Origin of the sequence: Flavimaricola marinus (genome assembly GCF_900184895.1) — a bacterium.
Classification (GTDB): domain Bacteria; phylum Pseudomonadota; class Alphaproteobacteria; order Rhodobacterales; family Rhodobacteraceae; genus Flavimaricola; species Flavimaricola marinus.
The window spans coordinates 447,960-461,797 of record NZ_FXZK01000001.1; the positions used below are offsets into that span (position 1 = coordinate 447,960).

Annotated in this window: 15 protein-coding genes; 9 read left to right on the forward strand and 6 right to left on the reverse strand. The window is 64.8% G+C overall.

The window, feature by feature from the left end; genetic code table 11:
• The 4 genes from LOM8899_RS02175 to LOM8899_RS02190 form a co-directional block, all read right to left on the reverse strand.
• Nucleotides 1–450: a CreA family protein gene (locus LOM8899_RS02175; RefSeq protein ID WP_093990509.1), complete on the reverse strand. Its 450-nt coding sequence runs from the start codon at nucleotides 448–450 to the stop codon at nucleotides 1–3.
• On the reverse strand, nucleotides 447–1,475 hold the full coding sequence (locus LOM8899_RS02180) for a phosphatase domain-containing protein (RefSeq protein ID WP_093990510.1): 1,029 nt from the start codon (nucleotides 1,473–1,475) through the stop codon (nucleotides 447–449). Before LOM8899_RS02180 ends, LOM8899_RS02175 begins: the two co-directional genes overlap by 4 nt.
• Before the next feature lie 84 nt (nucleotides 1,476–1,559).
• The gene (locus LOM8899_RS02185) at nucleotides 1,560–2,984 is read right to left on the reverse strand and encodes a UdgX family uracil-DNA binding protein (RefSeq protein WP_093990511.1); all 1,425 of its coding nucleotides are present in this window, start codon (nucleotides 2,982–2,984) and stop codon (nucleotides 1,560–1,562) included.
• On the reverse strand, nucleotides 2,984–4,219 hold the full coding sequence (locus LOM8899_RS02190) for a putative DNA modification/repair radical SAM protein (RefSeq protein WP_093990512.1): 1,236 nt from the start codon (nucleotides 4,217–4,219) through the stop codon (nucleotides 2,984–2,986). The genes LOM8899_RS02185 and LOM8899_RS02190 overlap by 1 nt, the downstream gene beginning before the upstream one ends.
• Before the next feature lie 210 nt (nucleotides 4,220–4,429).
• Here LOM8899_RS02190 and LOM8899_RS23325 point away from each other — a divergent pair, with 210 nt between their 5' ends.
• From LOM8899_RS23325 to LOM8899_RS23330, 4 genes are all read left to right on the forward strand, one after another.
• On the forward strand, nucleotides 4,430–4,582 hold the full coding sequence (locus LOM8899_RS23325; protein ID WP_168770443.1) for a hypothetical protein: 153 nt from the start codon (nucleotides 4,430–4,432) through the stop codon (nucleotides 4,580–4,582).
• A gap of 63 nt (nucleotides 4,583–4,645) precedes the next feature.
• Complete coding sequence (locus LOM8899_RS02195) at nucleotides 4,646–4,861, forward strand: hypervirulence associated TUDOR domain-containing protein (RefSeq protein ID WP_093990513.1); 216 nt, start codon at nucleotides 4,646–4,648, stop codon at nucleotides 4,859–4,861.
• Entirely contained in the window at nucleotides 4,858–5,820 is a 963-nt protein-coding gene (locus LOM8899_RS02200) for a DNA topoisomerase IB (protein ID WP_093990514.1), read from the forward strand. Before LOM8899_RS02195 ends, LOM8899_RS02200 begins: the two co-directional genes overlap by 4 nt.
• Nucleotides 5,821–5,983: 163 nt before the next feature.
• Nucleotides 5,984–6,154, forward strand: coding sequence for a hypothetical protein (locus LOM8899_RS23330; RefSeq protein ID WP_168770444.1), 171 nt, complete (start codon nucleotides 5,984–5,986; stop codon nucleotides 6,152–6,154).
• Here the strand turns inward: LOM8899_RS23330 and LOM8899_RS02205 are convergent.
• A complete protein-coding gene (locus tag LOM8899_RS02205; RefSeq protein WP_168770445.1) occupies nucleotides 6,151–7,749 on the reverse strand; it encodes a metallophosphoesterase family protein in 1,599 nt (532 codons plus the stop codon). The genes LOM8899_RS23330 and LOM8899_RS02205 overlap by 4 nt on opposite strands.
• Complete coding sequence (locus LOM8899_RS23335) at nucleotides 7,746–8,072, reverse strand: hypothetical protein (RefSeq protein ID WP_168770446.1); 327 nt, start codon at nucleotides 8,070–8,072, stop codon at nucleotides 7,746–7,748. The genes LOM8899_RS02205 and LOM8899_RS23335 overlap by 4 nt, the downstream gene beginning before the upstream one ends.
• A gap of 442 nt (nucleotides 8,073–8,514) precedes the next feature.
• On the opposite strand from LOM8899_RS23335, the gene LOM8899_RS02215 reads away from it, so the two are divergent.
• From LOM8899_RS02215 to LOM8899_RS02235, 5 genes are read left to right on the forward strand one after another with little or no spacing between them, the layout of a single operon-like run.
• A complete protein-coding gene (locus LOM8899_RS02215; protein WP_093990517.1) occupies nucleotides 8,515–9,948 on the forward strand; it encodes an amidase in 1,434 nt (477 codons plus the stop codon).
• Between the two features lie 52 nt (nucleotides 9,949–10,000).
• Nucleotides 10,001–11,056 (forward strand): ABC transporter ATP-binding protein, encoded by a 1,056-nt coding sequence (locus LOM8899_RS02220; RefSeq protein WP_093990518.1) that lies wholly within the window; start codon nucleotides 10,001–10,003, stop codon nucleotides 11,054–11,056.
• Nucleotides 11,053–11,964 (forward strand): ABC transporter permease, encoded by a 912-nt coding sequence (locus LOM8899_RS02225; protein WP_093990519.1) that lies wholly within the window; start codon nucleotides 11,053–11,055, stop codon nucleotides 11,962–11,964. The genes LOM8899_RS02220 and LOM8899_RS02225 overlap by 4 nt, the downstream gene beginning before the upstream one ends.
• A complete protein-coding gene (locus tag LOM8899_RS02230) occupies nucleotides 11,957–12,763 on the forward strand; it encodes an ABC transporter permease (RefSeq protein WP_093990520.1) in 807 nt (268 codons plus the stop codon). Before LOM8899_RS02225 ends, LOM8899_RS02230 begins: the two co-directional genes overlap by 8 nt.
• 29 nt (nucleotides 12,764–12,792) lie before the next feature.
• Nucleotides 12,793–13,818: an extracellular solute-binding protein gene (locus LOM8899_RS02235; RefSeq protein ID WP_093990521.1), complete on the forward strand. Its 1,026-nt coding sequence runs from the start codon at nucleotides 12,793–12,795 to the stop codon at nucleotides 13,816–13,818.
• Nucleotides 13,819–13,838: the final 20 nt, after the last annotated feature.

A 13,838-nucleotide genomic window follows, 5' to 3' on the forward strand; every position in this document is an offset into this window, starting at 1 on the left:
CTATTGGGAGGCGTAGAGCGGGATCGTCGACACGGCCATCTTTGCCGTCCCGTTCTGGACCTCGCGGCCGTGGGCCACATAGACCAGCGTCTGATTGGCCTCGTCAAAAATCCGCGTGACCCTGAGTGATTTCCAGATGATCGAGCGCCGCTCGGAAAAGACGGACTCCCCGTCGCGGCTGCGGTCGATGTCTCCGATTTCGATCGGCCCGGTCTGGCGGCACGAGATGGCGGAGTTCGACGGGTCTTCGAACCAGTTGCCGTTCGACAACCGGTCGATCAACCCGCGTTCGAAATAGGTCACGTGACAGGTCACGCCGCTGACTTCGGGGTCGGCGAAGGCTTCGACGATGATATCGTTGCCGAGCCAGTCGACATCGACATTCCCGACGACCTCCGACTGGGCGGCCGTCGCGCACAGGGTGGTCAGGACGGCGATCAGGGCTTTCATGTCGGTTTCCTCTCCATGTCGGTCAAGAACAAATCGGGCCGCGCCAGAGCGAGCTGCTCGGCGAAACCGTCAAAGGACGGCCCGGCAAAGGTGGGCGTGCGCGTTTCGAGCAGGCGGTCCCGGTCGCGCAGATCGAGGGCATCCATCCCCGGACCGGGCGCACGCAACCCGACCGCGGCGATCCGGTCGCCATGTCGCTCGATCGCGGCATGATAGATTTGGGCGTCGTGCTGGCCGGTGTCGCCAAGCAGCACCGCGGGCAGATCCGGATACACGCTGAGAATGTGATCTATGCTCGCCCCCTTGTGGTTGCCGTGCCCCTCGGTGATGAACTGGGTCTCGCTCAGCCCCAGATCGCGCAGGAACATCGGCCCCGGAACGATGCCCGTGTTGTCGAAGACCTGCCGCAGGAAACCATGCAGGTTCCACGGCGACGAGCTGACGTAGAAGATCGGATTGCGCCCGTCGTCGGACAGGCAAGTCGTCAAGGCGATGGCATCCGCAAAGGCCCGCCGGGTCCGGGAACTGCCGGTGAACGTGGTATAGAGATTGCGCAGAAGCGAATAGGCGCCCGTCTCCATCATCGTGTCGTCGATATCCGAGATCACGAGGAACCGCGCGTCTGATCGCGGTGCGAATACCGGGCAAGGCACCGGCTCGGCCCGCCCCTCGACGAAGACGTCTTCGCTGCTCCACCCATCGCGCCCATCGGCCGGAAGCACGAGGGTGAAATACCCCTCCTCGTCGGTTTGCGCCTCGGTATTGGCGCAGCGCACGGTCGTATTCGCCACTTCGTCGGTGAAGAACAACAGGAACATGCGGTGAAAGTTGTCCCATTTCGATTGGCCGTCCATCCCGTCATCGCCCCGCAACTCGGACAGGACGCGCCCGCGCACGATGATCTGGTCGCGCGTCGCATAGCCGATATAGGGATCGATCTCGCGCCCCGTGGCGGGCCGGTGAAACACCCGATCCGCCACACGTTCCGTTCGCAATGCCAGCCGATGCAGAAGGCGTTTGATCAAGGCGCTCTCCAGAGAGTTGTTTTCGTCAAACGCGCGAAACGCCGAAAAGTCCCCGTCGGCGGCGAGATTCTTTGTCGTGGGGTGTTATGGCACCGCCAACGCCTTCGCTGCGACGAGGTCTCGGGTCAGGGCCTGCCGAGCGGCCTCTTGGTCGGCCCGCTCGGGCAGCCGCAGAATATGCGCGGGATGATAGGTGATCAGGGCCGGCACGCCGCCGAGGCCCGGCTCTGTCCTGCCCCGCCGCGCCGCAATTGCATCCTTGCGCCCGGTCAGCGCGAGCGCGGCCGTCGCCCCCAGCGCCACGATGATCTGCGGCTTGACCTGCCTGATCTCGGTGTCGAGCCAGAAGCGACAATGCTCGACCTCGTGTCGATCCGGCGTCTGGTGGATCCGGCGTTTGCCCCGCACCTCATGTTTGAAGTGCTTGACCGCGTTCGTCAGATAGACCGCGTCGCGCTGCAATCCTGCCTGCTGCATGGCGTGAAGCAGGACTTGGCCCGCCGGCCCGACGAAGGGGCGGCCCTCGAGATCCTCGCGGTCGCCCGGCTGCTCTCCGACGACCATGATGCCCGCTTGTTCCGGCCCCTCTCCCGCAACGACCTGCGTCGCCTGACAATGCAGCGGACAGCGTTGGCACCCCGCCAAAGCAGCGGCAAGCCCGCTTGACGGCCCGTCCCAATAGGTGCCGCGCGTGGCCGCGCTCTGCACCCGGGCGGTGCGCAGCGGCGGCAAGGTGGGGGCGGCCTCGGCCATCGCCCGCGCCCGGGCCGGAGCCTCGGATATCAGGCGCGGGATCGACGCCGCTTCGGGCAGGTTCTTCCAGTATTTCTTCGGCATCTCCGAGGTCATCGCATTCACCTTCAACCGGGCCGGATTGAAGATATTGCAGAAATAGGTGGTCCAGAGATCCTCGTGGGCGTCCTCCAGCAACTCCGGCTTCGGCATATCCAGGGCAAAGCGAAGCGCACCGGCTTCGAATATCGCCGTGACATCGGGGGTCACGATCCGCCAATCCATATCCGCGAACCGTTTGGAAAAGAAAGTCGCCGTGGGTTCGACGGTGTGGTGCGTCGGCTCGAACCACGCGGCAAAGCTGCGCCGGGCGGCCTCCGGGTCTCCGATCTCGCGAAACCGGACGAACGCCTTCATCTTGTGCTGGCAGCGATGGACGGCCTTCTCCATTTCCCGCAGCGATTGCACCAGCGGATCGGCACGGTCCTGCATCAGGCCGCGTTCCCGTTGCAGCCGGTGCAGACACGCATAGAGCTTGTCAAAACGGCGCTGGTCGGCATGCCAGACCACGGATTGCGCCAGTGAAACGAAGGATTTCGGCACCTTGATCTGGCTGGCATCCACCTTGGGCGGCTGGATGACCTCGTCAAACAGGCCGCCGGCCGCCTCCTGCCCGAAGGTCACATCCTCCGGCGAGAGGCCTGCGGCAAGGCAGGCACGGGCGGCGTCTCGCCATGCCTTGTCCACCCCGAGGCGCGGCAGGACGATCCGTTGCATCAGAACAGGCTCAACTGCTCGGGTGGCGGCGCGAACCGCGCTCGCAGGTCGGCGCTATCCGTCAACCCGCCGGGAGACCAGCCTTGGGCGGTGATGAACACCCGCGCCTTCTTCAGCGACGCTCCGAGGCGGGCGACGTCTTCATAGCGCAAGGTCCGGTGACGGCGGGTCGCGATGATCCGATTGACGGTCTTCACCCCGAAACCCGGCACCCTGAGAAGCATCTCGCGCGGGGCCGAGTTGACATCGACCGGAAAGCCCTCGCGATGTGCCAGGGCCCAGGCGAGTTTCGGGTCGATCTCCAGATCGAGGTTGCCGCCCAGCGCCGTGTCGGTGATCTCGTCCAGCCGGAAGTCGTAGAACCGCAACAGCCAATCGGCCTGATAAAGCCGATGCTCTCGCTGCAGCGGCGGGCTGACGAGGGGCAGCCGCGAGGAGGCGTCGGGGATCGGGCTGAAGGCGGAATAATAGACCCGTTTGAGGCCGTAAGAGCCGTAGAGCCGTGTGGACTGACCAAGAATGGTGGCGTCATTCGCGCCGTCCGCACCGACGATCACCTGCGTCGACTGGCCCGCGGGCGCAAAGCGTGGCGGGCGCTTGCCGCTGTGGGATCTGTCCTTGCTGGCGATGCTGCGCAGCTTCACGTCCGCCATCGCCTTGCGGATCTGGTCGGGGCTTTTCTCGGGCGCATAGTCCTTGACCGCCTGATCGGTCGGCAGTTCGACATTGATCGACAGCCGATCCGCGAGCCGCCCCGCTTCTGCGATCAGTTCAGGGGCAGCATCCGGGATGGTCTTGAGGTGGATATAGCCGCGGAAATTCTCCTCCTCGCGCAGTTTGCGGGCGATCCGGACCATATCCTCCATCGTCTTGTCGGGCGAACGGATGATCCCCGACGACAGGAACAGGCCTTCGATGTAGTTGCGGCGATAGAAATCGATCGTCAGCTTCACCACCTCGTCGACGGAGAACCGCACCCGCTCCACGTTGGAGGACACCCGATTGACGCAATAGACGCAGTCGTAGATGCAGAAATTGGTCATCAGGATCTTGAGCAAGCTGATGCAACGCCCGTCAGGTGCGTAGGAATGACAAATGCCGGAACCGGTGTTCGATCCCAGACCCTTGCCGTCGCGTGAATCCCGCTTGGTCGACCCCGACGATGCGCAGGAGGCATCGTATTTGGCCGCATCGCTCAAGATCGCGAGCTTTTCGTTGATTGTTCTTTGCGCCATGCGTTCTTGTTATGTTCTCATTAACCCCAGTGCAACCGAACAGTTTGTCGCGGCCCCGCCCGCGGTGCGTTCCGTGGCGTCGGGTGGCAGATTCTCGCCAAGGCGCGGAACTCTTGGGGCCGGCGAAAGGTTTGCAAGACAGGATCTGCTGCCCTGCCCCGCCCAATCGGGTGAGAGCATAGGGCGGAGAAACGACGAAAGGACTACACCATGACAGCCAAGCCACACACGCCGACAAGCGACAGCGACGACCGCACGGTGATCGACCTCAAAGGGTCCGAACAGCACCACGACCTGAAGGACAAGGACGGCAAGAAATCGTCCGACAAATCCGCCAAGGCGAAGTCGGACGACAAGAAATAAGTGCCTCCGCCGCACTCGCCCGGCCATGTCGGGCGGCGCGGCCTAGCTGAGAAAGGTGATGTCATGAGTGACATTCGCGAAGGCGACACAGTGGAGTGGGATTGGGGGAACGGCACTGGCACCGGGACGGTGCAGTCGGTTTTTGCCCATGAAACCACCCGCAAGATCAAGGGGTCCGAGGTCACCCGCAAAGGCTCCAAGGACGACCCTGCCCTGTATATCAAACAGGATGACGGTGACGCGGTTCTGAAACTGGCGTCCGAGGTCGAGCGCAAATGACGCCCGGTCTGGTCTATGTCTCCGACACGGACCCCGGCATCTCGCGGCGCCGCTGCGGCCGCGGCTTCACCTATATCGCGCCCGACGGCACCACCATCGCCAGAGGGCCGGAGCGCAAGCGGATCGAGGCTCTCGCCGTTCCGCCCGCCTATGAAGGCGTGTGGATATGTCCGATCGAAATCGGTCACATTCAGGCCACCGGCCGCGACGCCCGCAACAGAAAGCAATACCGGTATCACCCTGACTGGTCCGCCGCTCAGGCAGAGACCAAGTTCCAGCATCTGCTCGAGTTCGGTGCCGCCCTCCCGGCGATACGCCGCCGTGTCGACAGGGATATCGCCTCGCCGCCCGGTGACGAGGAATTCGCCCTCGCCGCCGCCATCATGCTGATCGACCGGACCTCGCTGCGGGTCGGCAATACCAGTTCCGCCCGCGAGAACGGCAGCTATGGCGCATTGACCCTGAAGCGGCGGCATCTGAGGCTGTCCAAGGACGGGATCAGGCTCAACTTTACCGCCAAGAGCGGCAAGAAGGTGCGCCAGAACATCACCGACCGCAAACTGCAGAAACTGCTGCACAAGGTCAGCGACCTGTCGGGCGCGACGCTCCTGTCCTGGACCGACGACGAAGGCGTCAGCCACTCCGTCTCCTCGCAGAAACTCAATGCCTATCTCTCCGATGCCGCGGGCGACGCGGATATAACGGCGAAGTCATTCCGCACCTGGGCCGGAACGCTTGCGGCCTTTGAATGCGCGGAAAAGGGCGGGGCGAGCATCAGCGACATGGCGCAATCCGCCGCCCAGCGCCTGCACAACACCCCGACCGTCGCGCGGAACAGCTATATTCACCCCGCCGTTATCGAACTGGCAGACGCGGAGACCGTCATGATCAAACCCGAGAAGATCAGTGGCCTGCTTGCTGCCGAGCAACGTCTCATGGGGTATCTGGCGACCACCTAGCCGCCAACCGCCGCCGCGATGCTCCATCTTGGCGCGATCGATCCATTAGTCCTTCGTTCACCCGGTCGTCGAAATCGTCCCTCACAATGCGCGCAGCAACCCCGCAGAGCGTTGTAGCGGCACGATATGCCTGCGCCTTGAATTTACGGGAGAAGCGATTGGATTGACCGTCGCTCCCGATCAATTGGCTTCCGGCCCCGCCCCCTTTCTAGAGCTTCATCACCGGGCACGGACCCGCAGCCCGCAATGGCGCGAAGCGGCCTCGGGCGGGACTGGCCGGACAGAGGTTTTGCAGGTGATGCCGGTGCGGCGAACGTCGGTGCGGCTCGACTAGCTTGGCGGATCGAGGCGGGCCTGAAGCGCGTTGCGCGCCGAGCCTATTGCCAGTTCGGCCGCAAGCATACGGATGAGCGGTGCGATCAACCCCATCGCCGGGCGCGAGGCAGGCCGGTCTGCCGGCTCCGAGGCCGGGGGCTCCGACTTGGCGAAACGGGCGGCGAGCTGCGTGCAGAGGTCGCGCCGGTCGGGCGACAGCCCCGCGGCGGGCCCGCCTCCCGCCTCGCGCAGGCGATAGACGTCCACGAAGATCTCGCGCAAAGGCAGGTCGGACTGCAAAGGCTCGCTCTGTCCAAAAAGCCCGGGCAACATCGACAGTGGCACTTCGAGGAGCGGGCGCAGCCCCGGCGGCCAGTCGTCGTCCAGCCGGCGGTTCAGGACAATGGCGCGGAAATGGCGATCGAGAAAGGCCGGGTAGTCGGGTGCCTCCGCGACGGCACGGAGCAAATCGAGCTCATCGGCGGCGGTGCCGATGGCGGTGCGAAGCTCTACTCGGTAGCGCGGGGAGGCGCAATCCCAACCGGGGGCGTCGCCAAGCGGGCGATCATGCAGGTGCCAGCCACCGGCCCCGATCTCCAGCAGTTTCCAGCCCGCGGGCAAGGCGACGGTAGAGGGAACGGCGACATTGAGCAAAGCCCCGTCCGCGCCAACCCCCGGTCCCTCCGCCAGCGCATCCACATGCCAATGACCGCTGAAATGCAGCCCGATGCCAGTGGCGGCAATGCGGGCGGTCACCTCCGGCTCCGGCATCCTGCGGCCCCGGCCGGCGGCCTGCGCCGCGGTCATGGCATTGCCGAATATGTCGGCCACAGGGTAGTGTGAAAAGGTGACGAGCTGCTTGCCCGCCTGCCGTGCGCGGGTCGCCACGTCCCGCATCCAGGGCAGCAGGTGAGGCTTGTGCGCAAGGGTGGCGATCCAACCCTCCTTGCCGTGGTCAATGAAGCCGCCCTGCCCGTCCGGTCGGTATACATTGGCGTCGATGGACAGCAGCCAGAGGTCCGGCACAGGCTCGACCAGATAGGACGCGTCGGGAACGCGGGCCACGGCGCCGGTCGGGCCGGTCATCGACACACAGCGATCCTCGGGCTCTGCGGAGCGGCCAAAGGGCGTCTCCCAGTGCAAGTCGCGGGGGTCCGGGCGATAGCCGAAAGCGGCTCCCTGATGCATCGCCTCCTCCAGCCCGATCATGCGCATGTCGTGGAGATCGGCCGCGTCACCCTCTCTTGGCACGGAATAGAGCCGGCCTTCGGCATCGACGCAGCCCTTGCTCAGCGGCTTTCCATGAGTGCCCCATTGATCGTGATTGCCGGGGGTGAGGAAGAATCTCGTGCCAAAGCGGGCGGTGTGGGCGGCAAGACGCGCACGGGCGGCGGCCCAGTTGGCCGACTGGCCATCGTCCGTCAGGTCGCCGACGATCAGGCAGATGTCCGCGCGGTCCGCTCCGATCTGTGCCAGCGCCCGGTCCAACGCCGCACCGCTCTCGTTGAAGACGCGAGTCGAGCGGCAACTGTCGCCGAGGCTTCGGACCACATCGCCACCCGGCCAGCGGGTGTCGTGCAGATGCGGATCGGCAAGGACCGCGATGCGGATCATCGCAGTCCCTCCGGGGCCGGGACTTCGCCGCCGATGCGGTCGACAAGGCCGATCCGGTCGGAGGCGCTGCGACGAGCCTCCACCGGCAACGGTTTCGGCGCGGCGTGCCATTCGTCCTCGTGCAAGGCGCCGGACAGCGCCACAAATGCCACCGAGCCGCTGCGCCCGCCGCGCCAGTTGACGAGCCCGTTGCCCCGATCCCGCGAGTGGTAGCTGGCCCGCTCAATCAGGCTGATGTCGGGCCGGGCATGGCGCGGGGCGGTCTCGGGGTCTGCTCCGATCTCGGTATTTCTGGTCGTGGTGCCGGTCGCGCCGTCGGACATGCAGTCTTCCTTTCATGCAGATTTGGGCTCGAAGCGTCGGCGTCCGCGGGGCAGAGGTCGATGCCGGTTGCGGCGTTGATCGCCCCGGCGAGCGCCGGAACGACCGCGAGCACCGGGCCGCCCTCCGCCAGCCCGTCCGGCGGCAAGGCGCTGACCCACCCCCCTCGGCCACAAGAAAGAGGCCCTCGACGCAGTCCCAAGCATTCATGTGACGTTCAGCATAACCGCCCGAGCGGCGGTCCGCCACATATGCCAGACCAGCGCCGGCAACGCCGCGCCCGACACGCAGCCCGCGCCGTCGCGCTTGGCGCTTGGATGCCCGGCCGGCGGCGAGAGCGGGCAACGGCCCGGGGCGCAACTATGCACGGGGCCACAGAAAATCCCGTTGACTCGACGCGCCGCGCGCCTAAGCTCGGGGGGCATTCTGCGACGAAGGTGTGAGATGGATAGCCATACAACTCAGGATGCGACCGACCTGGCCGCTCTGATCGCGACGGGCGCGGCCTCGCCGCAGGAGCTTTTGCAAGAGGCGCTGGATCGGGTAGATGCCGTGAACGGCACACTCAATTGCGTCGTCCTCACACAAGAAGACGTGGCCCGTAGCGACATTGCAAAGGGCCTGCCGGACGGACCGTTCCGGGGCGTGCCGTTTCTCTTGAAAGACCTCGGTGCCGAGGCGAGGGACTTTCCGTCCCACAACGGCTCGGCGCTGCTGCGCGACACGCGGTATTCCTACGACAGCGAGATATTTCTGCGAATGCGCGCCACCGGCGTCGTGACCTTTGGGCGCACGACAGCGCCGGAAGGCGGCGTCGGGCCTGTCACGGAGGCTGCGGTCTACGGCGGCCCCACGCGCAACCCCTGGGATCCGGAGCGCACTCCGGGGGGGTCGTCGGGAGGCGCCGGTGCCGCCGTTGCGGCGGGTATCGTGCCGTTCGCACACGGCTCTGACGGTGGCGGATCGATCCGTATTCCGGCCTCGAACTGCGGCCTGTTCGGGTTCAAGGCCACGCGGGCGCGATTCCCGGATGGCCCTGCCGCGGGCGAGGGCTGGGCGGGCATGGCGACAGACGGGTTTCTGACCCGCTCTGTCCGCGACAATGCCACCATGATGGATGCCTGCGCCGGAGCGGACAAGGGCGCGCCTTATGCCGCCCCCGCCATGCCGGTGAGCTATAGCGAGGCCATCTCGCGCCCTCCGAAACGACTGCGCATCGGCCTGTGTGACACGACGTTCACAGGCAAGCCGATCCATGCGGATTGCGCCGCGGCGGTTAGGGAAACCGCCCTCCTGTTGGAAAGCCTCGGCCATGCGGTGGTGCCGATGGTCCCGCAGGCCGATCATTTGGGCATGATGCGGGCCTGGACCCGGATCGTGGCCTGCGGCACGGCGCTCGGGATCGACCACGCGCTCAAGGGCCGCCCGCTGCGGGACGGCGAAGTGCAGGGGGTTTCGCGGAGCGCCATCGACTTTGCCCGCACGATCAGCGGAGCCGACTATCTGGACGCGGTGGGTGAGATACACGCCTATGGGCGGAAGATGGCGGCGGTGTTCGACGAGTGCGACATCCTTCTGTCGTCCACCATGGCAGAGCCTCCCGCCGTGGTCGGCCGCTTTACCCACGACCGCGACGATTTCGAGAATTATCGCACCGGACCCGGCGGTGTGTTCGAATATTCGCCGTTCTGCGCGGCATTCAACGCCAGCGGTCAACCGGCGGCGTCCGTGCCGATGCATTGGTCTGCCGAGGGTTTGCCGATCGGCGTCCACCTCGCCGCGGCCTTCGGGGACGACGCCACCCTGATCGCGCTCTGCGCAGAGCTCGAGCAGGCCAAACCCTGGGCGCATCGCTGGCCGCCTGTGTGCGCCAAATAACTTGCCCAATCAACGAATGCCCCGCACAATCGGGGTTCGGGGGAGAATTGAAGTGAGCATCAAGGTCGCTGTCGCCGCGCGGAATGTCGGCAAGATTTACGGTGCCGGCGCAGCTGCCGTGAACGCGCTTGGCGACGTCTCCATCGACATCCAGCAGGGCGAATTCTTCACCCTTCTGGGCCCGTCCGGATGCGGCAAGACGACGTTGCTGCGCTGCATTGCTGGGTTCGAGACGCCGACATCGGGAACGATCCTGCTATCGGGGCGCGACATCACTCACACGCCGCCCTCTGCGCGGCCGGTGAACACGGTGTTTCAGTCCTACGCGCTGTTTCCTCACCTGACCGTGGCCGACAACGTGGGCTTTGGTCTGAAAATGCAGGGCAAGTCGCGCAGCGAGGTCGCATCGACCGTCGCGCGGGTGCTGGACCTCGTCAAACTCGAAGCCTTTGCCGACAGACTACCGGCGCAGATGTCCGGCGGCCAACAGCAGCGCGTGGCGCTTGCGCGGGCGCTCGCCCCCGCACCCGAGGTTCTTCTGCTCGACGAGCCGCTCTCCGCGCTCGACCTGAAGCTCCGCAAGGAGATGCAGAGCGAACTCAAGCGCCTGCAGACCGAAACCGGGATCACCTTCGTGTTCGTCACCCACGATCAGGAAGAGGCGCTGACGATGTCCAACCGGATCGCGGTGATGTCGGCCGGCGAGCTTCTGCAGGTCGGAACACCGCGAGACATCTACGACCGCCCGGTCAACCGCTTCGTCGCGGATTTCATCGGGGAAACGAATTTCCTCGTCGGCGAGGTGGACGGCACGGCCGTGCGGATTGCATCGGGGGAACGCCTGGACGTTCCCCTCAACGGTCAGACAGGGCGCGTCACCCTCGCCATCCGGCCCGAACAGATCAAGATCGGCACCGTGCCGGGTGGGCTAGCCGCCACGGTCACCGACGCGACCTATCTGGGCACCGACACCCATTATGCCCTCGCCTTGTCAGACGGCAGCGCCCTGGTCGCCCGCGTCCAGAGCCGGACCGGAGACGACTTCGCCGTAGGGGACACCGTCGGCGTGACCGTCGATGCGAGCGCGGTTCAGGTGCTCAAGGAATGAGCGGGCCTGCTGCATCCAAGCGCCCGCGCAGCAATGGCGCGACAGGCTGGCTCTTGTCCGCACCGGCGCTCATCCTGCTGGCGATTGCCGCCACTGGCCCGTTGTTCATCGTGATCCTCTATTCCTTTCTCGAAAAGGGCGATTATTCCGGCGTGCGCTGGATATTGTCCGGCGATGCATGGTTCCGGGTCTTTTTCGAGAAGGACATCTTCGACGGAACGGTCAGCCTTGCCGATGCGAACCTCGCGATCATCTGGCGATCGGTCAAACTGTCGCTGGCGACGACGATCATCACCTTTGGTCTGGGCCTGCCGACCGCGTGGTTCATCGCCACCAGGCCCGCCACGCAACGGGCGTTCTGGCTGTTCCTGATCACCATCCCGTTCTGGACGAACCTGCTGATCCGGACCTTCGCGATCATGGAGGTGATCCGCAATCAGGGACTGCTGAACACGTTTCTCCTCCATTACGGCGTGATCTCGGAGCCGATCCAGATCCTCTACACCGACACAGCGGTGCTGATCGGCATGGCCTATGTCTATCTGCCGTTGATGGTCCTGCCGCTCTTCGCGGCCATCGACCGGTTTGATTTCAAGCTGATCGAGGCGGGCTATGACCTTTACGCCACGCGGATCAAGGTCTTGCGGCGGGTCATTCTGCCGATCATCCGGCCGGGCATCGTCGCCGGATGCATCCTCGTCTTCATTCCCAGCCTCGGGGCCTATGTCACGCCGAGAGTGCTGGGCGGGGGCAAGAACATGATGATCGGCAACTTCATCGAACTGCAATTCGGCCAGGGACAGAACTGGCCGCTCGGTGCGGCGCTGTCGACGATGCTGCTCATCATCGTTCTGGGCTCACTGGTCGTCTACATGCGCGTCTCCGCTCGGGAGGAACCCCATGGCTAGGCCCCGCGCATTCGACGTGACCACCCTGCCCGGCTTCACCTTCATTGCGATCGTGTCGTTCCTGCTGCTCTACGCGCCGATCGTCACGCTGGTGATCTACAGCTTCAACGCCGGCGACTCGGTGAACCTCTGGGGCGGGTTCTCGCTGAAATGGTATCATGTGGCGGCCGGAAACGAGGCCGTGCAGGGGGCCGCGATCCGGTCGTTCATCATCGCGACATGGGCCTCGGTCATCGCCACGACGGTCGCCACCATGGCCGCGCTTGGCACCACCCGGCGGGGCAAATACCGGGGCCAGTCGCTGATCTACATCATCATCAACCAGCCCTTGATGGTGCCGGAAATCGTGACGGCCGTGGCGCTCTTGATCTTCTTTTCCTCGGTCAAGATCGCGACGGGCTATACCGGGCTGGGCTACCTGATCCTTGCCCATTCCGCCTTCTGCGTGCCTTTTGCCTATCTGCCGATCAAGGCGCGGCTCGAGGGGATGGACATCAATATGGAGACCGCCGCAGCCGACCTGTACGCGACGCCGTGGAAAGCGTTTCGGCATGTCACCCTGCCGCTACTGGCGCCCGGCATCATCGCCGGTGCCATGCTCGCCTTCATCATTTCGCTCGACGACGTGATCATCACGGAGTTCGTGAAGTCCGCCGGGCAGGACACGCTGCCCACCTATATGCTCGGCCAGTTGCGGCGTGCGCTGACGCCGGAGGTCAACGCCATCTCGACGGTGTTGCTGGCCCTGAGCATCGTTATACTCGCCTTGTTTTCAGTCGTAACCCGCAAGCGGGGCTGAACCCGCTTCATGTCCAACGGAGAGTCACCATGAAGACCCTACTTCTTGCCACCAGCGCCCTGATGGGCACAGCCATCGCGGCACATGCCGAGGGCACTTTGAATCTCTACAACTGGGGCAACTACACCAGCCCCGAATTGATCGAGGCCTTCACCGCCGAGACAGGCATCGAAGTGACGATCACCGACTATGACAGCAACACCACAGCCCTTGCCAAGATCGAGGCCGGCGGCTCGGGATTTGATCTGGTGGTGCCGACGGCGAACTACGTGCCGATCTATGTCGAAAAGGGGCTGCTGGCCGAGCTGGACCATTCGCGCCTCGAGAACTTCGGCAACATCGCCTCCGAATGGGTCGACGTCGCCTGGGATCCGGGCCGCATGTACACCGTGCCGTGGCAGTGGGGCACGACGGGCGTTGCCGTGAACACCGCCGTCTATGACGGTGACGTCAACACCTCGGACATCTTCCTGCGCCCGCCTGCCGAACTGGTCGGTCAGGTCAACGTCGTACCCGAGATGAGCGACGTCATGGCGCTCGCGATCTTCAATGTGGGCGGCGAGGCCTGCACCGACGATCTCGACGTGCTGCGTCAGGTTCGCGATCTGCTTCAGGAGGCCAAGGGATCGTGGCTGTCGATGGATTACGGCACCACCGACAAGCTCTCTACCGGCGATTATGCCGCCAGCGTCAACTGGAACGGTTCGACCATGCGGGCGCGGCTGAACAACCCCGACGTGGTCTACGGCTACCCCGTCGAAGGCTATCCGCTGTGGATGGACTCGGTCGGGCTCCTGTCGGACGCCACGAACGTCGACGAAGCCTATGCCTTCCTCGATTTCATCATGAGGCCCGAGAGCGCGGCCATGATCTCGGAATTCGCGCGCTACGCCAACGGGATCACCGGTTCGGAGGAATTCATGCCCGAAGACATGCTGACGGCGCCCGAGATCATCGTTCCGGCAGAGTTCGTGGCAGCGGGGCGCTTCCTGCCGACATGCCCGCCCAGCACGACCGAGCTTTACACCTCGATCTGGACCGATCTGGTGAAATAAGGACAGTCCGGCGGGGCTCC